The 21,304-nt window shown below is 56.7% G+C and carries 15 protein-coding genes; 1 reads left to right on the top strand and 14 read right to left on the bottom strand.

Annotation, left to right across the window (positions count from 1 at the left end; translation table 11 throughout):
- Window positions 1-26: 26 nt before the first annotated feature.
- The 6 genes from BISA_RS00900 to BISA_RS00875 all read right to left on the bottom strand — a co-directional run bounded on the left by BISA_RS00900 (window position 27) and on the right by BISA_RS00875 (window position 6,276).
- Complete coding sequence (locus BISA_RS00900; RefSeq protein WP_033889637.1) at window positions 27-425, bottom strand: cupin domain-containing protein; 399 nt, start codon at window positions 423-425, stop codon at window positions 27-29.
- A 222-nt stretch (window positions 426-647) separates the two neighbouring features.
- Window positions 648-1,127 carry a flavodoxin gene (locus BISA_RS00895; protein WP_033889636.1) on the bottom strand — a complete coding sequence of 160 codons (480 nt, stop codon included), beginning with the start codon at window positions 1,125-1,127 and terminating at the stop codon, window positions 648-650.
- A gap of 160 nt (window positions 1,128-1,287) precedes the next feature.
- Window positions 1,288-1,959, bottom strand: coding sequence for an endonuclease III domain-containing protein (locus BISA_RS00890; protein WP_033889635.1), 672 nt, complete (start codon window positions 1,957-1,959; stop codon window positions 1,288-1,290).
- A 30-nt stretch (window positions 1,960-1,989) separates the two neighbouring features.
- Complete coding sequence (locus tag BISA_RS00885) at window positions 1,990-4,830, bottom strand: ABC transporter permease (protein ID WP_237746050.1); 2,841 nt, start codon at window positions 4,828-4,830, stop codon at window positions 1,990-1,992.
- Window positions 4,831-4,933: 103 nt separating this feature from the next.
- A complete protein-coding gene (locus tag BISA_RS00880; protein WP_033889632.1) occupies window positions 4,934-5,638 on the bottom strand; it encodes an ABC transporter ATP-binding protein in 705 nt (234 codons plus the stop codon).
- A gap of 110 nt (window positions 5,639-5,748) precedes the next feature.
- Window positions 5,749-6,276: a PadR family transcriptional regulator gene (locus BISA_RS00875; RefSeq protein ID WP_237746049.1), complete on the bottom strand. Its 528-nt coding sequence runs from the start codon at window positions 6,274-6,276 to the stop codon at window positions 5,749-5,751.
- Between the two features lie 150 nt (window positions 6,277-6,426).
- On the opposite strand from BISA_RS00875, the gene BISA_RS13285 reads away from it, so the two are divergent.
- Window positions 6,427-7,149, top strand: a complete 723-nt coding sequence (locus BISA_RS13285; protein WP_272945242.1) for an NADPH-dependent F420 reductase — start codon at window positions 6,427-6,429, stop codon at window positions 7,147-7,149.
- Window positions 7,150-7,365: 216 nt separating this feature from the next.
- On the opposite strand, the gene BISA_RS00865 is transcribed toward BISA_RS13285, so the two are convergent.
- The 8 genes from BISA_RS00865 to BISA_RS00830 all read right to left on the bottom strand — a co-directional run bounded on the left by BISA_RS00865 (window position 7,366) and on the right by BISA_RS00830 (window position 21,304).
- Window positions 7,366-8,769: a GH1 family beta-glucosidase gene (locus BISA_RS00865; RefSeq protein ID WP_033889627.1), complete on the bottom strand. Its 1,404-nt coding sequence runs from the start codon at window positions 8,767-8,769 to the stop codon at window positions 7,366-7,368.
- Window positions 8,770-9,022: 253 nt separating this feature from the next.
- Window positions 9,023-11,434: an alpha-xylosidase gene (gene yicI, locus BISA_RS00860; RefSeq protein WP_033889625.1), complete on the bottom strand. Its 2,412-nt coding sequence runs from the start codon at window positions 11,432-11,434 to the stop codon at window positions 9,023-9,025.
- A 129-nt stretch (window positions 11,435-11,563) separates the two neighbouring features.
- Window positions 11,564-12,433, bottom strand: coding sequence for a carbohydrate ABC transporter permease (locus tag BISA_RS00855; RefSeq protein WP_033889624.1), 870 nt, complete (start codon window positions 12,431-12,433; stop codon window positions 11,564-11,566).
- Between the two features lie 3 nt (window positions 12,434-12,436).
- A complete protein-coding gene (locus tag BISA_RS00850) occupies window positions 12,437-13,405 on the bottom strand; it encodes a carbohydrate ABC transporter permease (RefSeq protein ID WP_033889622.1) in 969 nt (322 codons plus the stop codon).
- Window positions 13,406-13,587: 182 nt separating this feature from the next.
- Window positions 13,588-14,895, bottom strand: a complete 1,308-nt coding sequence (locus BISA_RS00845; RefSeq protein WP_033889620.1) for an ABC transporter substrate-binding protein — start codon at window positions 14,893-14,895, stop codon at window positions 13,588-13,590.
- Between the two features lie 457 nt (window positions 14,896-15,352).
- Entirely contained in the window at window positions 15,353-18,658 is a 3,306-nt protein-coding gene (ileS, locus tag BISA_RS00840) for a mupirocin-resistant isoleucine--tRNA ligase (RefSeq protein WP_033889619.1), read from the bottom strand.
- Window positions 18,659-19,161: 503 nt separating this feature from the next.
- Window positions 19,162-20,172 carry a LacI family DNA-binding transcriptional regulator gene (locus BISA_RS00835; protein WP_033889618.1) on the bottom strand — a complete coding sequence of 337 codons (1,011 nt, stop codon included), beginning with the start codon at window positions 20,170-20,172 and terminating at the stop codon, window positions 19,162-19,164.
- A 100-nt stretch (window positions 20,173-20,272) separates the two neighbouring features.
- On the bottom strand, window positions 20,273-21,304 hold the full coding sequence (locus tag BISA_RS00830; protein ID WP_033889617.1) for an AEC family transporter: 1,032 nt from the start codon (window positions 21,302-21,304) through the stop codon (window positions 20,273-20,275).

Below are 21,304 nucleotides of genomic sequence, written 5' to 3'. Positions count from 1 at the left end.
TCGTGAAAAGAATCAAGCCTTACTCATTACGCCAGCTTTTTGTAGGCTTCCTCGTCGACTGGTTCAAGCCATTCGGTGGAGGAGCCTTCCTTCTTGGGCATCACGGCCACATGGGCGAATGCCTCGGTGGGCGCGGCACCATGCCAGTGCTTGGTGTCCGGTGGAATGTAGGCCACTTCGCCAGGCTTCAGCTCCACGGGCTCTTGACCTTCGATCTGGTAGTAACCACGACCGCCCACGGCCAACAGAATCTGGCAGATGCCGTGGTGGATATGCCAGTGGTTTGTGCAACCGGGCTCGAAGGTCACGTTGGCTACGTTCACCTGATCGTCGCCGGCCAGCGGCGCCAGGTAGCTTTGACCTTCGAAATACTGGGCGAAGGCATCATTCGGCTTGCCCAGCGGGAATGCGCTTGGATTTTCCATATGTTTCCTTTCAGGTATCTGTGTACTTTTGTTTATTTCTTTGCAGGCACACACAAAACCCACTACCCCTCAGTCGGCTACGCCGCCAGCTCGTCCTGCAATTGACGACGAACTCCGTTTCGCTGCCTATTGGCTCGCCTTCGCCTCGCACATTGCCTGCAAACGGCCTTGCCGTTTGCTTCACGGCAATGTCCTGACAAGGGGAGCCTAGGATAGCGTGAATTACAGATTGAGGCCGGCGACCCACTTGGCGAGTTCGGATTCCTTGACGTTCGCAGCCAGACGACGGCCGGCGACCCAATGTGCGGCCGGCGCGGAATCGTGCAACTGCACGCCATCGGCGCCACGCGTGCTGGAACCAGAAGTGGCGAACGTCACAATGGTCTTGCCAGCCCAATCCTCGCTTTCGAGGAACGTGCGCACCACGCGCGGCGCGGTCTCCCACCACAGAGGGTAGCCGACGAACACCACGTCATACGGCTTCACGTCAATCGGCTTGGCCAATGTCGGGCGCATCTCACGATGTGCATGCTCCACAGACGAACGGCTCGCGGTATCACGCCAGTTCACATCAGCAGCGGTATACGGCTCCGCCGGCTCAATCTCGGTCAAATCCGCACCAATAGCCTTCGCCAAACGTTCCGCAACCGCACGCGTAGTGCCAGTGGCGGAAAAGTACGTAACCAGAATCTTCTTACTCATATCGATTCCTCCCTTACAAGTTCAGCTCTATTGAATCGCTGATACCCACATCCGTCCAATAGAAAACAACGATGATTTGCTATACGCAAAATGCATGATTGGCATCGCCACCAGCCATCGTGTGGCGCTGCTCGTCTGGTATGTGGTGGTGAAGGTGCGTTCACACCTTGAAGCCGTGCAGGAATGATTCCGCTTTGGCCTCATCAGTGCGATACGCTTTGCCATATTCATCGATGAGGCCGTGGAATTCCTGTAATTGCGCAACATCTAGCCCAGAGGCCAGCACCGCTGGCTCAAAAGCCTTATGGAATGATGGATAGCCAACCGGCACAGTAAATCCCAGAAATGCAAAAAGTCGCCGCGCATACGTATCGGCCACGAATGCGCGGCGGCCAAACACATAGAGCACCAGATCATCAGCGGTCTCCCCGCCAATGCCGAACAATCCCAACAATTCATCACGCAGCTCATCATCTTCGATATCCACCGCACCTTCCGGCCTGGCACCACACCGTTCGATATACCACCGACTTAATGACTGCAGTGTTTTTGCCTTATTGCGGTAGAACCCGGATGGGCGGATCAAATCCTGCAACTCTTCCGATGTCAATTCCACTATCGCATGTGGCTCCAGAGCATCAGCGTCTTTCAATGCTCCAAGCGAGCGATCCACGTTCCCCCATGCGGTGTTTTGTGTCAGCACCGCACCGACCATGATTTCAAACAGAGTCTCGGCAGGCCACCAGTCGGTCGTCCCAAGCTCGCGCTCCATCACATCGTATAGCGCCGCAATGTAGTCAGGCGAGGGGAGATTCAATACGCGCTTTGCCATACCAGAGCTCCCTTCTCCTATCAGCCACCATCATTCCACGGATTTCAGCGACGATACCGGGTCGATGCGGTCGAGCACCGGGTTCGTGAACAATTGCACCAGCAGCGCGAACGCCAGCGTCACGACGGCGGCAATCGCATAACTGGTCCAGCGTACGGTCACCGCGAAATACAATCCCGGCATATTGAGCGCGGCAGTCAAAAGCCCACCAATCCAACGGCCGAGCGGAAGTCCTACGGCGATGCCCATTAGCGTCAGCAGCAGCATTTCGCGATTGACGTACTTGTGCACTTCCCTATCGTAGAAACCGAGCACCTTGAGCGTGGCCATCTCGCGCACGCGTTCGGACACATTCGTATTCGCCAATGTGAACAGCACCACCAGTGCGAGCGCGCCAGCGAGCGCCACGATCAGCGCCACCACCGCGCCCATCAGGTCGAAGCTGAAACCGCGCTGCATATCCGCCGTACTCACCACGCTCAGCACATCGGCATCCTTGGCGAGCTTGTCCGCGTAAGCGATCTGGTCATCATCGGAACCTTGGTATTGCGCGAATATCGCGTTCATTGCTACACCATTGGCCACGGTGTCCGCGGAACTATCACTGCCGGCAGTATCTGCGTTCGTGCCAAAGATGCGACTGTAGTAGTCGGCAGTCAGATAGATATCCGAGCCAATGACCGATTTGCTGACGGCTGCAACGCGCACGGATTCACGCTCGGCATCGCCGTTTTCCACAGTGATGGAATCGCCCGCATGCACGTCAAGCGCATTGGCCGCACTTTGCGAGACAATCACTCCCCCATTGCTGCCGGCGATACTGCTCACATCAATCGGCTCGCCGCCATCGACGTTGCGTAGGTCTGCGATGACCTTGAGATCGGCGGCTTCCGGCACAGTGACCAGTTGCACGGTTTCGGATTCCTCGGCTGCATTGGTCAGTTCGCCGCTTTCGACTTTGGCGAAAGTACTGGCACTGTCAGCTGTGCGCACCTGCGAGTTGTCCTTGAGCTTCTGTAGCACCGCGTCGAGCTGATCATGGTCAGTAACCACCATCAATTGATACTGGTAGATATCCTGATACTGCGTGGCAGGCAGTGCATCCACCGTATCGTTGATGGCCAATCCGCAGACGATGAGCGCGGTGCAGCCGGCCACGCCGCCGATGGTCATGAACAGGCGGCCTTTGAAGCGGAACAGGTTGCGAGCGGTGACTTTGTTGAGGAATTTCATGCGCCGCCATAGTGGACCGATGTATTCCAACAGCACGCGCGACCCGGCTTTTGGTGCTTTCGGCCGCATGAGCGCAGCGGGAGTCTGGCGCACTTCACCCCAGCACGCGGCGATGGTGGCCGCACCAATACCGAGCACGAACAGGGCCACACCCGCCGAACCGTAGAGCCAGTCGTAGAGCATCGTGACATTCGGCACCACATACATGCCTTCCAACACAATCAACAGGAATGCCGGAATACCAAGGAAACCGATGAGGTCACCGAGCCCGCCACCAATGAGGCAAGCCAGCAATGCGAACAGCACATATCTGGATGCGATGGCAGCGGAACCATACCCGAGCCCCATATAGGTGCCGATGAGCCCGCGCTCCTCCTCGACCATGCGGGTCATGGCGGTGAGACTCATGAATACGGCAACCAGCAGGAACACGATAGGAAACGCGCGGCCAATGGATTCAATCGAACTCAAATCGGATTTGAGCGAGGAGAACGTGCCCGCCGAAGAACGCGTGTTTACATACCAGCGCGCTTGCGGAATATCGGATTCAATCTTCGATTCCTGTTCATCAAGCTGGCTGGTGGTGTCGGTTTTCTGTTGGTCGAGTTTTGCTTGTGCATCATCCAACTGTTGCTTGGCTTGAGTGAGCTGTGTATTCGATGCGATGATTGCGTTTCTCTGAGCATCATCGCCGGCTTTGCCGCCTCGAGCTTGGATAAGTGCATCAACCTGGGCGTTGAATTGCGAACGTTGGGCATCAATTTGCGATTGTGCATCGGCGAATTTCGCATCCGCTTGCGAGCGCGCATCATCGATCTGCTGTTTGGCATCATCAATGAGCTGCTGGCGGCGTGCCCGCTGACGCTTGGATTGTACCTGCTGTTCGATGCGGTCGCGTACTGTGCGCACAGCAGAATCATAGGAATCGGTGAAGGTATCAAATGCGGCAGTGCCGTCGAGTTCAAGGGAGATGGCTGTGTATGTGCTGCCTGTTACGCCAGCGGACGGTAGGAAAAATGTGTATTCGGAGGTAGCGGAGCTGCGGAACGCGCCTTGCGAGTAACCGTCTGGGTTCTGTAAATCGAGTGGGTCAAGCACGATGCCTGTGATGGTGAGTTTGGTTGGGAATTGCGGTGTATCGTCGTCTGATTCATTCGATTCGGCATCGTTCTCGTCACTATTGGTATCAGCAGTAGATGTTTTCGGCGCGACGGTCAGCGTATCACCGATGTTCAGCCCGCTATCGCGCACGAATTTACGTGTCACCGCCATTTCGCCAGATTTCTTGGGAAGCCGTCCCTGCTGAAGATACGGCTGGTTCATGCCGTCCGCGCCGATTTCGCTTAAGGTCACCGACTCGTCTGAGCCGTCGACCTTGACTGTGGCGGATTCGGTACGTTCCGCTTGCACTGATTTCACGCCATCGATGGCTTGCAACGCGGAAACGTCGTCCTTGGTGAGTCCCAACGTTGAAATGACTTGGATATCATAGAGCCGCTGCTGGTCGAAGAAACGGTCGGCACCTTGGAACATGTCTCGGCAGCCGGCGTAAATACCGGTAAGTACGGCCACGCCGAGCATGGAAATCACTGCTAAAGATACAAATCGTTTCCAATTGCGGCCCCATGCACGCAGCATATCCTTGGCAAATGCGGCAGACCACATACTTGCCCGCGACTGCCGCTCAAGCTGTCCACGCCGAGCCCGCGTCTTCGCATGCCTACCACGAGTCATCATCCGCCTACCATTCAATGTCAGCTATCGGCATCGGATTAGGATTGATTTCTTCACTGGTCACCTTACCGGAGCGGAATCGAATCACCTTATGCGCCATCGGCGCAAGCGCAGAATTATGGGTGATAATCATCACCGCCATGCCCTGAGTTCGGCAAATGTCCTGCAAGAGCTCGAGCACTTCCTTGCCGGTTTCGTAATCCAATGCACCGGTTGGCTCATCGCACAGCAATAGTTTTGGTTTCTTGGCGATGGCGCGGGCGATGGATACGCGCTGCTGTTCTCCACCGGAGAGCTGGGCCGGGAAATTATTGAGTCGATCGCCTAGGCCGACTTTGCGCAACGTTTCAGCCGGATCGAAATGATCGGGGCAGATTTGGCTGGCAAGTTCTACGTTTTCCAGTGCGGTCAGATTGGGCACCAGATTGTAGAACTGGAATACGAAGCCGATATCGTTGCGGCGGTAGGTGATGAGTTCACGCTTTCTGAAGTCCGTAATGTCTCGCCCGCCAACCACCACGCGTCCCGAGGTGGCTACATCCATACCACCCAGGATGTTCAATGCTGTGGTTTTGCCGGCTCCGGATTGGCCGAGAATCACTGTCAATTCGCCTTGATCGGCGGTGAAGCTGGCCTCATCGAGCGCACGAATCGGCGTGCCGCCTCCGGATGGATATTCCTTCACCACATGGTCGAATTCGATATAGGCCATTGCATCTCCTTCCACCACATAGCATGCGGGGCTGTTCTACGTCGAACAGCCCTCGCATTGTTTGTTGAAGCGTGTACTTCTATTGTGCCGTTTTCTCTCGGCTTTCGCTATCAGACAACACCGAGTTCCTCTTTCAGCCATTGGCGTTCGGCGTCGATTTCGGCATCGTGCACCAGAATGATGGCACGGCGGTATTTATCTTCCACCTTGTCGTTATCAATCGGTCCTTCGCCGTCGCTGTAGAGACGGCGAACGTCGGATTCGAGTACGTCAAGACGGCGCTGGAGCACAGCGCGACGGTCCGCCTCATCAGGAATCACTGAGAGGAACGACATGACAACCGCCCATTTGGTGATGTTGGTGAGGTTGTAGCCGCTGGTTTCCTTCAGCTCTTCGATGAGTTTGACGCGCCCGGCCTCTTCGAGATGGAATTCACGCAGCCGGCGGCCGTTCACCACATTGAAGGTTTCACCGATATAACCGGCCTTGACGAATTTGTTCGTCACCGAATGCAGGGTGCCATCGGATACGGCCTGCATATAGCCCTGCAGCTGTTCCATCTTCTTGCGCAGACGGTAGCCGCACAAGGGTTCCTCGGAAAGGAAACCTAAAGTCATCAGTTCTATCGTGTTCATCATGCCTTCCATGATATCTCAAGTCGAGATATCTCAGAACGACACGCCCGAGTCAAAGCTATCAGCAATGCTCACAAACCCTTTTATTTCAGTCATTTTCAATTCGATATAAACCTTTCCGATATATCTCAGTTTGAAATATTTCTTGCTGAGGTGCATACTGGCATCAACGCGAACGCAGCGGAACACCAACCGAAGCAATCGCCAGCAGAAAAAACAAAGACGAGGTACACACCCATATCGAAAGGACTCATCATGAGCAACATCACCATCTTCGGCGCAGGCAACATCGGTTCCGCAGTGGCGGGCATCGCAGTCAAGTCCGGCGCTTCCGTGCAGGTCATCGATCGCAACCCAGACAAGGCCGCCGCCGCAGCCGAAGGCGTCACCGGCGCCAAGTTAGGCGAAGCCACCATCTCCGGCGATATTGTGGTTCTGGCCCTCCCGTTCCCGGCCTACGACGAAGTGCTCGCCGCCTACGCCGATCAGCTGGCCGGTAAGACCGTGGTGGACGTTGCCAACCCGATCGATTTCACCACCTTCGACCTGGCTCTGCCGGAAGGCTTCAAGTCCGCCGCCGAGTATGTGTCCGCTAAGCTGCCGAATTCCAAGGTGGTCAAGGGCTTCAACACCACCTTCGCCGCTACTCTCGCCACCGGCGAGAACGATGGCGCTCCGACCGTGGTGCAGCTCGCCTCCGACGATGAGGACGCCAAGAAGTCCGTCGCCGCCTTCATCGAGGGTGCGGGCTTGAAGACCGTGGACGCCGGCCCGCTGAAGCGCGCCCAGTATCTTGAGGGCTACGGCGCCCTGCAGATCATCCTCGGCGTTACCGAGCAGACCCCGTGGACCGGTGGTTTCAAGGTCGTGAAGTAAGCGAGGTCCTGCACCCATCCTCCACCTCCGCGCAGTTACTGCCTGTTTCAGGACGAGAACCGGCAGTATGTGCGCGTCTCAACGGAACCTCCGCGCAGTTACTGCCTGTATTCGTCGCCAAACAGGCAGTAACTGCGCGGGGTGTACATGACGAATGGGTGGCGATGCGAGCGTTCCCGCACAAGTCCCCGCGAAGCCGCGAGCCTAGCCGCGAACCTAAATGGCATTCGCACGAACGATATCCCTGAATCGGAACGCCGAATCCTTCCAGATGCGCGCTTCGGTATCATAATCCACGCGAATAATGCCGAATCGCTTGGTATAGCCATACGCCCACTCGAAGTTATCGAGCAAACTCCAGGCAAAGTAGCCAGTCACGTTTGCTCCGGCCTTCAAAGCATCGGCAACCGCTTGCACATGCGCATTCAGATAAGCCACTCGATGTGGATCATGAACAATAAGACCATCCGGCGCAGCGGAATCCTCACTGACCTCATCATCCCAAGCCGAACCGTTTTCCGTAATCACTATCGGCAGGTCAGGCCAGCGTTCGCTGAGTTCGCAGAGCAAAGCAGTCAGCGCTTTCGGCTCCTGGTTCCACCCCATTGCCGTCAATTCGCCGGTGGGAGGCAGTGTTTCCACGTTCTCCTGTGCCGGCATCGCATTGGCATGACGATCACCAGCAAAAGAGCCGGCATCAGCGGCAACACAACCGCGCACATGATTGGTTGAATAGTAATTGATACCCAATGCATCAATTGGCTGGTGTGCGATCTCAACGTCACCGTCCTGAATGAAAGACCAATCAGTAACGTGCTTGGTAACCTCGAAAATCTCCGGATCGTATGTGCCATCAATCATGGGGCCTAAGAACACCTCATTGGCCATAAGATCGGCACGATGCTTGGCGGCAATATCCTCAGGCGTCTCGGTTTCGGCCACATTGGCGGCCAGGTTCAGTGTGACGGCAACCTTGGCCCGCTCCCCCAATTCGGCACGTATCGCCTTGACTGCAAGACCGTGGGCCAGATTGAGATGGTGCACGGCAGCGAGCGCCTTGGCATGGTCGCGCAATCCGGGCGCATGAGCGCCATTGCCATACCCCAAATACGCGCTGCACCACGGTTCGTTCAGCGTAATCCATGTATCCACCAGATCACCGAACTCATGTACGAGCACCGCAACGTAATCGGCGAATCGCAATGCGGTTTCCCGGTTCACCCATCCGCCACGGTCTTCCAAATATTGCGGCAAATCCCAGTGATACAGCGTTACAGCAGGTTTGATTCCAGCTTCATGCAAAGCTTCCAGCACTCGCCGGTAGTAGTCGATGCCTTCCTGATTCACCGGCCCGCCATATTCGGGAACGATGCGCGACCATGCCACGGAAAGCCGGTAAGCCCCTACGCCAAGCTCTTGCATGAGCTTGATGTCTTCAAGGTAGCGATGGTATTGGTCACATGCGAATTCACCGCTGGAGCCGTCCAAGATATTGCCCGGCACTGCACAATATGTGTCCCAGATGGATGCGGTGCGGCCACCTTCACGAATTGCGCCCTCCACTTGGTATGAGGCGGTAGCGGTTCCCCATGTGAAGTCTTTCGGGAATGTGAATGTCATCGTGGTATCTCCGTTGATAGTTGACATAACAGTTAGCTTCGGCAGCGAGCCGAAAACCGATCATTTTAAAAAGGCTTTGTTAAAGCAAAATTGATACAAATCGGGCGGGACTACCCCTCAGTCGGCTTCGCCGCCAGCTCCCCTGACAAGGGGAGCCAGAATTTGGTTTAACAGAGCTTAAAAAGAAACAGGGCGATCATTGCGATGCAGGAATCCTGCCCGTCATGATCGCCCTGTGCCTAATGTGTGAGCTTTACAGCACTACAGTGCCGGATTCGGCCTTGACGATTTCACCGTCCGAGCCGAGGCGTGCGCTAAACGCACGGCCATCAGAGCTGGAGACTTCCACGCCAGCCGGAGTACGGCGGGCGGTGAAGGTCACGGAGGAGCCGTCGATTTCGCTGACCACCGCTTCGGCGGATTCGGCATCGGTCAGGAACACGGAAACCAGAGCGTCGGTGCCGTAGACACGGTCCGGCTTGGTTTCGCCCGGGTTGGTGACGATGACGGAGCCGTCGCGCACCCACAGCGGGATGGAATCGTAGCCGTGCACCTCGTTGCGCCACACGCCACCCTGCGCCTTCTCGCCAGTGAGCCAGTTGGTCCACACGCCTTCCGGCAGGTAGTAGGAAACTTCGCCGGAGTAGGTGAATACAGGGGCCACCAAGAAGTTCGGGCCGAACATGTACTGGCGGTCCAGCGTACGGCAGGTCTGGTCATCCGGGAATTCGACGAACATGGAACGCATTACCGGAGTGCCGTTGATGTGCGGCTTCAGGCCGGTCTCGTAGACGTACGGCATGAGTTCGAGCTTGAGCTTGGTGAACTTGCGGGCCACGTCCACGGCGGTCTGACCGGGAACCAGCTCCACGCCGTTTTTCTTGTCTTCCTCGTCGAACAGCCACGGCACGCGGTACACAGTGGAGCCGTGCAGACGGGAGTGGGAGCCCAGAAGGCCGAATGCCACCCAACGCTTGTAGACTGCCGGATCCGGGAAGGCGCCTTCGAAGCCGCCAATGTCGTGGCTCCAGAAGCCGAAGCCAGAGGAGGTCAGGGACAGACCTGCGCGCAGGGACTGTGCCATGCCGTTGAAGGTGGATTCGCAGTCGCCGCCCCAGTGCACGGGCTGCTGCTGGCCGCCCACGGTTGCCGATCGGGCGTACAGGCATGCGTTGCCCTTGCCGTAGGTTTCCTCAATCGCCTCGAACACTGTCTGGTTGTAGAGCTGGGTGTACCAGTTGTGCATGGAGAGCTTCGGGGAGCCGTCATACCAGACCACGTCGCGCGGAATACGCTCGCCGAAGTCGGTCTTGATGGCGTCCACGCCCTGGTTCAGCAGCTTCTTAACCTTGCTCTTGAACCATTCACGGGCCTCAGGGTTGGTGAAGTCCACCAGACCCATACCGGCCTGCCAGAAGTCGGTCTGCCAAACTTCGCCATTGGCCTTCTTGACGAGGTAGCCCTTGTCACGGCCTTCCTTGAACATGTCGCCACGCTGGCCGATGTACGGGTTGATCCATGCGCAGATGTGCAGGCCCTTGTCCTCATGCAAACGCTTCAGCGTGGATTCGATATCACCGAAGAAGCGCTTGTCCCATTCGAAATCGCACCAGTGGAATTCACGCATCCAGTAGCAGTCGTAGTGGAAGGCTGCCAGCGGAATATCGCGCTCGGCCATGCCGTCGATGAAGGAGTTGATGGTCTGCTCATCGTACTTGGTGGTGAACGAAGTGGTGAGCCACAGGCCGTAGCTCCATGCCGGCACGTTGGCCGGGCGACCCACGAGCTTGGTGTAACGGTCGAGAATCTGCTTCGGGGTCGGGCCGTAAATCACGCAGAAGTCGAGGCCTTCACCCGGCACGGAGAACTGCACGGCTTCGGTGTTCTCGGAGCCGATTTCGAAGGAGACGTGGCCGCGGTTGTTCACCAGAATGCCGTAGCCGTTGGAGGTCATGTAGAACGGCACATCCTTGTACCCCTGCTCGGATGCGGTGCCGCCGTCCTCATTCCAGATGTCGACGGTCTGACCATTCTTCACGTAAGCGCCGAAACGTTCACCTAAGCCGTATACGTTCTCGCCAACCGCAAGGTGCAGCTGGATGGCGGTGAACACGTCGGATTCGTCGCGGGCGGAGCCGTCCATCGTCACGCCGAATTCACCCACCGGCTGTGCAGTGACATTGGATTCCGCGCCGAGCTTGAATCGGGCCAGGGACTTGCCTTCCGACTTGGTCAGCACCTTGCCGTCTTCGCCGAGGAAAGTCAGGTTCCAAGGTGAGCCTTTGACGACTTTGGCGGTCAGTCCACCGGTGGTCAAGGTAACATCCGCACCATTGACGCCGACTTCGCCATCACCATTGCCATGTGCGGCCACGCTCACATAGTCGCGGTTGCCGGGCTCGTCTGCATTGAGCGGGAAGCCGGGATACTCGATGGCACCCTGCCAATGCTCGGCACGTACGCGAATCACGCCTTCGGCCGGCGAGGTGATGTCCACATCGAATGTGGGCAGGTTCAAAGTATCGTAGCGGCCACGCACCACAGAGGTCGGGGCGAGCACGTTGAGACGCTCGGCTGCAGTGTCGGCGCTCAATTCATAGGCTTCTCGTGCGTAGAGGGCTTCGACGCCGTCGCGAATCATCCAGTAACCGTTGGTGAACTTCATTGTTGCTGTGCTCCTTGTGGGAGAGGCGGTTCCGGCCGGCAGGGAATTAGAACCGGCCGGAACCTTGGTTTATCGGGTTATGTTGGTTTGTATTATGACCCTGGGTTATTACTTCGGGTCGTTATTGCACTACTTGACTGCACCGGAGGTGATGCCGCGGGACAGCGTGCGCTGGAAGATCAAGTAGAAGATCAAGGTAGGCACGATGCTGATGAGGGATGCGGCAGCGGTGGTGGTCACATCCATCAGACGATCGCCGGTCAGCGAGCTGACTGCAATCGGGATGGTCTGGGTGGAGTTGTCGATGAGGAAGGCCATTGGAATCATGTACTCGTTCCAGGTCCAGATGAAGAAGAACACGAGCATGACGCTCAGGGTGGGCTTGGAAATCGGGAACACGATGTCCTTGAAGATGGTCCAGCGGCTGGCACCATCGATGGTTGCTGCTTCAAGGATTGCCTTCGGGAAGGTGCCATACACGGAGGAGAGCAGGTAGGTGCCGAATGCGGACTGAATCACCGTGAAGATGATGACAATGGCCCACGGGCTGTTGTACAGGCCGATCTCCTTGAACATGATGTACAGCGGGTACAGCATGGCTTCCTGCGGCAGCATGTTGGCAAGCATGATAAGCAGCACGATCCAACGGCAACCCTTGACGCGGCCGATGCCGAGCGCGAAGGCGTTGAACATGGAGAGAATCACTGCGAAGATTGCCACAAGGCCGGAGGTCCAGATGGAGTTCCAGAGCTTTTCAGGGTAGTTGACGCGGGTCCAGAACTTCACCAGACCGTCGAGGCTGAACTCATGCGGCCAGGCCAGAGGGCCGGAGGCATTGTAGTCGGCTGTGGTCTTGAATGCGTTGAGCAGCAGGACGATGAACGGGAAGAGCATGATCAGGCCGCCGATAATCAGCAACACCATGATCGTCCAGTCGCCGACCGTGCGGTTCTTGTGAGCCCTAGGAATATTCATTTTGCGTGCGGTTGCAGAAGTCATGGTCTACTCCTCATCTTCCTTCGCAACCTTCTCCTGAAGGTTGGTGAACACAACGGCCACAATGATGATGACGATGGTCAGAGCGGTAGCAATCGCGGCACCGTAGCCAACCTGCTGCGACTGGAAGAACTGAACGTACGAGTAGTAGGACGGCACGATGGTGCTGGTGCCTGGGCCGCCCTTGGTCAGCATGTAGACCGGACCGAACACCTTCAGGGCTGCGATGGTGCAGGTCAGGGCCACCACGAAGATTTCAGGCTTGATGGCCGGCAGGGTGATGGCGAGGAAGCGCTGCCACCAGTTGGCGCCGTCGAGGCTTGCGGCTTCATACAGTTCCGGATCGACGCGCTGCAGGCCGGACATGAAGATGACCAGCGGGTAGCCTACCTGAATCCAGATCATGATGAGCATGAGGAAGATCAGTGCCGTATCTGGTTTGCCGAGCCAGTCATGTTGGAGGTTGCCGAGACCGATGGCTTCAAGCAGGGCGTTCAGTGCGCCATTCTCCGGGCGGAAGATCCAGCCCATGACCAAGGATGCGACTGCGATAGGCAGCAACTGCGGGAAGTAGTAGATGGCACGCATCGTGGATGCGGCCTTCGGTCCGAACTTCTTCTGCACCACGTCGAAGACGAGGGAGGAGAGAATTAGGCCGAGCAGAATCGGGATGACCACCATTGCAATAATCATCCAGATGGAGTTGCGGAAGGAGGTCCAGAAGGTGGTGTCCTTCATCAGTCGAGCCCAGTTGGTCAGGCCTGCGAAGGTTGGCGGCTTGATACCACGATAGTTGGTGAAGCTCAGATAAATGTTCCACACAGCCGGGATCACGATGATCCACAGCAGCATGACAAAACCTGGAATCAGGTACAGCCAGAATCGGCTTGATGGGCTGCCCGGAATGCGGGACATTCCCTTCTCACGCGCAGTTGCATCCTGCACATGCTTCTTGGTTTTCGCTGTTGCGCTCATAACGGCTCACTTCCGTTAACGTCATTGGTATTGGAATTCGGCACTGCGATGTGCGAGTGGCTTGATTTTGGGTAGGCTCACGCCAAGCCTAAGGAAAAAACAAAAATAAAGGGCGGGTTTGCCGGTTAGGATTTTGGAGGAAAACCGGCAAACCCTGAATTTATCGGAGGAGGAAGATACGTTTACTGCTGCTTTACGCCAGCGGCTTCGACACCCTTGTTGTAGTTGTCTTCCATCTGGCCGAGCACGGTCTTGACATCGGAGGTGCCGTTGACCAGTTCCTGCAGCGAGGAGTTGAGCTCGTCGTAGAAGGTGGAGGTCGGCCAATCCGGGTAGAAGCCGAGGGCGTTATCCTTCAGCACGCCGTTGAAGGAGGTGATGAGTTCCTTGGTCTTCTCGTCGGTGATCTTGTCCGGATCAGCGGCGATCGGCAGACCACCGGAGTTGCCCATCAGGTTCTGGACTTCTTCGCTCAGCGTGATGTCGATGAACTTGGCAGCGAGATCCTTGCGCTTAGAGTTCTCAGGAATGACCCAGATGTTGCCGGAGGAGCCGACGACCTTCTTGGATTCAGGGAACAGGGAGAAGGTCCAGTTGGTGTCAGCCATGTCGGACTGGAAGCGGCCGAACCACCAGGTGCCGGAGAAGAACATCGGGTAGCTGCCCTTGATGAAGTTCTGGCCGGCATCCTCGGCCTTCAGACCAGTGGAATCCTTGGAAATGTAGCCCTTGTCGACCCAATCCTTGATGGTCTTGGTGGCGTAGGTGGTTGCTTCGCCCTGCCAGTCGACGTCACCGTCGTACATCTCGTAGGCCTTGAGGAACTTGTCGGAGGCCTTCTGCAGAACCAGCTGCCACCACAGGTGCTGCAGCGGGTATTCGGCCACACCTTCGGAAAGCGGGGTCACGCCGGCATCCACGAACTTCTGCATGGCGTCTTCGAGCTCGTCCATAGTGGTCGGGATTTCGATGCCGTACTTGTCGAACATGTCCTTGTTGTAGTACATGACGATGTCTTCACCGTAGTTGGTGATGCCGTACCAGTCGCCGGAGCCCATGATGCCCTGCTCGTTGTACTTGCCGGTGTCGGCGAGGGAGCCGGAGACCTTCTTATCCCAGTTGTACTTAGAGACGTAATCGTTCAGGTTGCTCAGCAGGCCCTGGCTGGCAAGCAGGCCGGCGGTAGCGTTGCCCTTGTTGTATTCCATAACATCAGGGGCTTCGTCGGAGTTCAGAATCTGGGAAGCGTTCTGGCGAATCTGCTCGAAGGACTTCTTCTCGAACTCGACCTTGACGCCGGTCTCCTTTTCGAAGATTTCCATAGCCTTGGCCCAAGCCTTGCCCTGAGCGCCGTTGTCTTCCTCATAGTGCCAAATCTTGATGGAGGTTGGGTTCTCCTCCTGGGCGGTTTCACCGCCACCGCAGCCGGCCATGCCAATCATGGTGGCTACTGCGAGAGCTGCAGCAACGAATTTGCGGGTAGCTTTCATCTTGTCTCCTTATTCAGCGCCATTACTGATTGAAAAGCTTCGAAACGATTCGAATGTTTTCAGTAATTAAGATAACGGATTGATAACATCGCCCGCAAATTATTTCGATTGATTTCGATAAATTAATTCAACGAATGAACAATGTGAACGTTCACGCTGCAATGATAACGTTCACTTCATAAATGTTTATTTTCCTTACAAAATAAGGGCTCCTTCGCACACCTCACCTCGGCATCAATCTTTGAATCACAGACGCTGCAGTCACTCACCAACGAATGCGGGCACATTCAAACCAATTATTTCGAATCATTTCGATTCCCTCCGGTCTCCACCGCACAACAATCGAACAACTCAAGAAATACAAACAAGGCTGAGCCGTTTTCACGACTCAGCCTTGTTTATCTATCACAGGATGATGTGGTCCAAGATTCCAATCAACCTGTGATTACTGCATCATTCAGGCCTTCTTCACCTCGACGGCGAGCTCGGCACCTTCCTTGACTTCCAAGGAAGTGGCGAGGGTCTCGTGGGCGATGAGGTCCTTGAACTGCTCGACCTTGGCCACATCGGCAGCCGGCACGGTGAGCGTCAGGGCGATACGGTCGGAAATCTCCAGACCAGCGTCCTTACGGGCATCCTGCACGGCGCGGATGGCATCGCGAGCGTAGCCTTCGGCCAGCAGATCATCAGTCAGCGCGGTATCGAGAATTACGAAGCCACCGGTCGGCAGTGCTGCGGACACGGAAGCGGCGGCCTCGGCAGCGTTCTCCTCCTCCACGCGGTTGATGAGCTCGTATTCGCCTTCCACCAGAGCAACCTCGCCGTTCGGAGTTTCCACCACCGGAGCGCCGGAGGCATCCACATGCCAGGCACCGGTCTTGGAGGCCTTGATGGCGAACTGCACCTGCTTGCCCAGGCGCGGGCCGGCGGCACGGGCGTTGACCTTGAGCTGGTGCACGATCTTGAGCCCCTGGGAGCCGGCGTCCTCCATCGTGCAGAACTCGATGTCCTTCACGTTAAGCTCGGACTTCAGCACCTCTGCATAGGCGCGCACGTCTTCCACGTCCTCGACCACAACGGTGAGCTTGGAGAGCGGCTGGCGCACGCGAATCTGGGAGGCCTTGCGCAGGGACAGGGTGCCGGAGACAACTTCGCGCACCTTCTCCATAGCATTGACCAGCTTCGGATCGTCGACCAGCACGCGGCCGAGTTCGGTGGCTTCGCCGGTCTTCTCGTCCACGACGAACGGCCAGTCGGCCAGGTGCACGGATTCGCCACCGGTGAGGCCGCGCCATACGGATTCGGCTTCCATCGGAGCGAGCGGGGCGAGCACGCGCATGAACACCTCAAGCACGGTGTACAGGGTGTTGAATGCGTTCGCGTCCTCGTTCCAGAAGCGGTCACGGGTGTTGCGGATGTACCAGTTGGTCAGCACGTCGATGAAGTCGGAGGCTGCATCGCAGGCATCGGAGATGGCGAACTCATTGAGCGACTTCTCCACCTTCTCGACCAGGCGACGAGTACGGGCCAGCAGGTAGCGGTCCATTTCCGGCAGACCGGCGACCTCATCAGCGTTGAGGTGACGGGCGTCAAAGCCCTTGCCGCCATTGGCTGCGTTGGCGTACAGCGTGAAGAAGTAGTAGGAGCTCCACACCGGCAGCATGACCTGGCGAACCGTGTCGCGGATGCCTTCGGCGGTGACGATCAGGTTGCCGCCGCGCAGGATCGGAGAAGACATGAGGAACCAGCGCATGGCGTCGGAACCGTACTTGTCGAACACGCCGTTCACATCCGGGTAGTTGCGCAGGTGCTTGGACATCTTCTGGCCATCGGAGCCGAGCACGATGCCGTGGCAGATCACGTTCTTGAATGCCGGGCGATCGAACAGTGCGGTGGCCATGACGTGCAACAGGTAGAACCAACCGCGGGTCTGGCCGATGTATTCGACGATGTAGTCGGCTGGGAAGTGCTGTTCGAACTTCTCCTTGTTTTCGAACGGGTAGTGGAACTGCGCGAACGACATGGAACCGGATTCGAACCAGCAGTCGAGCACGTCCGGAATGCGGCGCATCGTGGACTTGCCGGTCGGGTCATCCGGGTTCGGGCGGGTCAGATCGTCGATCCACGGACGGTGCATGTTGATGTTGCCGTCCTTGTCGCGCGGATAGTCGCCGAAATCGTTCTTCAGCTCTTCGAGAGAACCGTAGACGTCCACACGCGGGTACTTCGGATCGTCGGAAACCCACACCGGGATCGGGGAGCCCCAGAAGCGGTTACGGGAGATGGACCAGTCACGGGCGTTGGCGAGCCACTTGCCAAACTGGCCGTCCTTCACGTTCTCCGGAATCCAGTTGATCTGCTGGTTGAGCTCCAGCAGGCGCGGCTTGATCTTGGTCACGGAAACGAACCAGGAGCTCACCGGCTTGTAGATCAGCGGGGTGGCGCAACGCCAGCAGTGCGGGTAGGAGTGCACGTAGCTCTTCTCCTGGAAGAGGATGGCGCGCTTGTCCTCATCGATCTGAGCGAGCGGACCGTCACCGGCACGCAGATTGCGCAAGATCGGCAGGTTGGCGTCGAACACGAACATGCCTTCGTATTCCGGGCACTGGGAGGTGAAGCGGCAGCCTGCATCGAGCACGTCGGTGCTCTTGATGCCCTTGGCGTTGAGCGTGTTCATATCGTCTTCGCCGTAAGGTGCCTGATGCACGAGGCCGGTACCTTCAACGGTGTCGACGTAATCGGCGGTGAAGATGGTGTAGCCGTTCGGACCGGGCACATTGCCTTCGGTCTCGGCCTTCTCACCGGCGAAGTATGGGAACACCGGCCAGTAGCGGCGGCCGGCCAGTTCGGAGCCCTTGAGCTCACGCACGACTTCGTAGTTCTCGCCAAGTTCCTTGGTGTAGTGCGGCAGCAGGTCCTTGCCGAGGTAGAACTTCTTGCCGGCGAACTTGCCTTCGGTCGGCTGGACTTCCACGTAATCGATGTCGGCACCGACCACGATGGCGAAGTTGGTGGGCACGGTCCACGGGGTGGTGGTCCAGAAGACGGCGTAGGCGTCTTCATCGCGCAGCTTAACGGCCACGGAGACGGTGGTGTCCTGACGATCCTGGTAGACGTCGGCATCCATGCGAAGCTCGTGGGCGGAAAGCGGCGTGCGATCCTTCGGGCAGTACGGCAGCACGCGGTAGCCCTGGTAAGCCAGCCCCTTGTCGTACAGCTGCTTGAATGCCCACATCACGGATTCCATGTATGGAATGTTCAAGGTCTTGTAGCCGTGTTCGAAGTCCACCCAGCGAGCCTGACGGTGCACGTAGTCCTGCCATTCGTGCGTGTACTTCAGAACGGATGCGCGGCAGGCATCGTTGAACTTATCGATGCCCATCTTCTCGATCTGATCGACGGAGTCGATGCCGAGTTCCTTCTGCGCTTCGAGCTCTGCCGGCAGACCGTGGGTATCCCAGCCGAAGACGCGGTTGACCTTGCGGCCCTTCATGGTCTGGTAACGCGGAATCACGTCCTTGGCGTAACCGGTCAGCAGGTGGCCGTAGTGCGGCAGACCGTTGGCGAACGGCGGGCCATCGAAGAACACGAATTCGTTCTGGGAGTGGTCGCCGGAAGGGTTGCGTTCCACGGACTTCTGGAAGGTATCGTCCTTATCCCAGTAGTCGAGAACGGTTTGCTCCATGTTGGGGAAGCTTGGGTTTGGCGCTACGTGTGCGGTTTCGCCGCCCTCGTTCGCCTTGGGATATACGTTTTCGCTCACCGTAAATCTCCTAGTAATACTGTGTTGGTCCTTGCAGGAGCGGCTGCGATGAAAATTCCGAGCAATGAATCAAATCAGCATGATTCCCGTTTGCGATGGCGCCAGCGGCAACCCTCGCAGTTCGGGAACAGCCATTGTTCCGCCCGGAATGGTTTCATTCCAACCATTCCTGCCTACGAGGACGATGATGAACGCTATTGTTGCGCCCCGCACCGCGGTACCACCTCGCTTATCGCCACCATCACAGCAATAAATCAGATAAGAAACCCAATCTATTGCTGACGATCGTGCGATCGCTTGTGTTCGGCTATTTCGGGCCGAACCCGTCGGTTCTACTGAGCAGCTTCAGCCATCACATCCGGCCGCACCTGCTGTTCTTCCGAAGACTCCCCGCTGATAACGGATCAACGCCTAACAACGGTGCACATCGTAGCACGCCGCAACGCCAAATGATTCTCGTATGACTACGAGATAAACAACGGATACGTCATCACTGTTATGTTTCAGTGTGCGGTCACCGTGCCTCGCGCTTGATACCGCGAAGGCAGCAATTCCACATGGCCCACGTCACTGCGTTTGCCCTCCAACACTTCCATCATGAGGTCAACGGCTCGCGAGCATGTTTCATTCGGCATCATCGGCATTTCATCAACACGCTTGGGCAGGGAACCTAAGCCGTACGTGCATGCGGCAAGTACGGAAACATCCTCAGGCACTTTGATTGCGCGGGCTTGCAAACATGCCAGCACATTGGAAATATGCGCGGCATTGGTTTGACAGATAATCAATGAAATCTCCGAATCTTCAGCGAAAGCCTCATCCAGCATCAAATTCACGTCATCGCGGCCAAAACCGGTAGATGGTTTGAACATCACCGATACACCGAGATCATCACCCTTTTTGACGGCGGCATCACGGAAACGAACCAGATAATTCGACCCATCCTCATAGGCATTGCGTTCCGAACCTGCAATCAATACATGTCGATGGCCAAGCGCATGCGCCTTTTCGATGGCTTCGCGCCCCATGCGCTCGAAGTCCAGATCCACTGAATAAATACCATCTGAATTGCTCGGATATCCCACTGCCACCACTGGTATGTCCAGGGTTTTCGCCACATCGGCACGAGCATCGCACATCAATACATCCAACAGCAAAATACCGTCTACCATGCCGCTGGAGGCAATGCGTGAAAGTTCCTGATCGCCATACTCATGCATAAGCAGCAAAATGTCATACCCATAGCGCTTAGCACGCATAGCAAGCGCGAAGAAGAACACCGCATAGTTGGAATAATCCGTGTATTCGTGAATAGGGGAACTCAACGCCAGAACCTTGGTGGGTTCTCCTCTCAGGAATCTTGCCTGCGCGTTGGGCATGTAGCCGAGTTCTTTAGCGGCGGCAAGTACCTTCTTCTTAGTCGCATCGCCAATCGAGCGCTTACCACTCATCACATATGAGACCGTGCTAATCGAAACTCCCGCCAGCGCCGCCACATCTTTGATGCCCGCCATTGCGCATCCTCCTCATCGATATGCAGTCGAAACGTTTCTATGAGTGTAGTCGATAACGAACGAAAGCACCAATAATGGCTGAGAGCGGAGCATCACGAGGCTAGAACACCACCGCGGAAACCACGGCAAGCGAGCACAGGGAGAACAGTGTGCTGACCAGCACGAATCCCACCGCATATTCGGGCATATTGTCCTTGCGCCCAGTGAACATGGCAATGGTGGTCATCGTCGGCAAGCCTGAAATCACCGTAATCATCAGCATCATGTCATGCGTGATCGGCACGGCGAACGGCAGCGCAGTCACAACGGCGGTAAGCAGCGCATAGAAAGCCAGCGGGAACGCAATCATCTTGGCAACAAGACCCACATACAGCTCGTAACGCTGCAGTACCTTCCACCAGCGGGTCAGTGCGAACAGGCCACCGAGATAAATCAGCGACATTGGCGTGGCCATATTGCCGATGGTATGCAGCGGCTTCAAAATAATGGCTGGCACTTTGACACCCAGAAGAATCAATGCAAGCGCAATCATCACACCGATGAACGCCGGGTTGATGAAGCGGCGCAGCAGGGAAATCACTTTCGAGCCAATGGAGGGGCGCGACGCTTTGCGAGCTCCCACAGCAGCGACGGATTCCGCTGATTGCGTCGCCGTCGCATCATTAGATTCTTTGACCGGTTCGCATAACCAAACGCCATACGTCCACAACAGCGCCTGATCCACAATGGACATCAGCGCCACATAAATCGCGCCTTCCTTGGGAAACAGCGCCATAATCAGTGGAATACCAATAAAACCAGCGTTGCCGAAAATCAAGGATGCTTGGAATATGTGACTGCGTGAACCTTTGAGTCGCAGTACATGGGCAAGCGCCCAAAACACAAGAACCAACAGCCCATACATAACCGCGGTGAGCAGCATCACACCCCAATTGGCGGCAAGATGCGAGCGATCGGTACCGTCCACCGCATTGGAGAACACCAGCACAGGAATCAGCACGTTAAGCAGCAGCGAGCACATGCCATCCAATGCCACCTTGCCGTAAAAACGCAGGCGCACGCAGCCGTAACCCACCATCAGCATGATGAAGAAGCCGACCAGTTGGCCGATCATTACCCCAAATTGGTCCAT

The organism is Bifidobacterium saguini DSM 23967 (assembly GCF_000741715.1).
Lineage (GTDB): Bacteria > Actinomycetota > Actinomycetes > Actinomycetales > Bifidobacteriaceae > Bifidobacterium > Bifidobacterium saguini.
Note: the sequence above shows the minus strand (reverse complement) of the source record. Positions and strands in the feature narration are given on the sequence as shown.

What these genes read in the sequence shown, in the direction of transcription:
- BISA_RS00900 (WP_033889637.1), bottom strand. Translation starts at nt 425, where the DNA reads ATGGAAAATCCAAGCGCATTCCCGCTGGGCAAGCCGAATGATGCCTTC.
- BISA_RS00895 (WP_033889636.1), bottom strand. Translation starts at nt 1,127, where the DNA reads ATGAGTAAGAAGATTCTGGTTACGTACTTTTCCGCCACTGGCACTACG.
- BISA_RS00890 (WP_033889635.1), bottom strand. Translation starts at nt 1,959, where the DNA reads ATGGCAAAGCGCGTATTGAATCTCCCCTCGCCTGACTACATTGCGGCG.
- BISA_RS00885 (WP_237746050.1), bottom strand. Translation starts at nt 4,830, where the DNA reads ATGCTGCGTGCATGGGGCCGCAATTGGAAACGATTTGTATCTTTAGCA.
- BISA_RS00880 (WP_033889632.1), bottom strand. Translation starts at nt 5,638, where the DNA reads ATGGCCTATATCGAATTCGACCATGTGGTGAAGGAATATCCATCCGGA.
- BISA_RS00875 (WP_237746049.1), bottom strand. Translation starts at nt 6,276, where the DNA reads ATGATGAACACGATAGAACTGATGACTTTAGGTTTCCTTTCCGAGGAA.
- BISA_RS00865 (WP_033889627.1), bottom strand. Translation starts at nt 8,769, where the DNA reads ATGACATTCACATTCCCGAAAGACTTCACATGGGGAACCGCTACCGCC.
- yicI (WP_033889625.1), bottom strand. Translation starts at nt 11,434, where the DNA reads ATGAAGTTCACCAACGGTTACTGGATGATTCGCGACGGCGTCGAAGCC.
- BISA_RS00855 (WP_033889624.1), bottom strand. Translation starts at nt 12,433, where the DNA reads ATGACTTCTGCAACCGCACGCAAAATGAATATTCCTAGGGCTCACAAG.
- BISA_RS00850 (WP_033889622.1), bottom strand. Translation starts at nt 13,405, where the DNA reads ATGAGCGCAACAGCGAAAACCAAGAAGCATGTGCAGGATGCAACTGCG.
- BISA_RS00845 (WP_033889620.1), bottom strand. Translation starts at nt 14,895, where the DNA reads ATGAAAGCTACCCGCAAATTCGTTGCTGCAGCTCTCGCAGTAGCCACC.
- BISA_RS00835 (WP_033889618.1), bottom strand. Translation starts at nt 20,172, where the DNA reads ATGGCGGGCATCAAAGATGTGGCGGCGCTGGCGGGAGTTTCGATTAGC.
- BISA_RS00830 (WP_033889617.1), bottom strand. Translation starts at nt 21,304, where the DNA reads ATGGACCAATTTGGGGTAATGATCGGCCAACTGGTCGGCTTCTTCATC.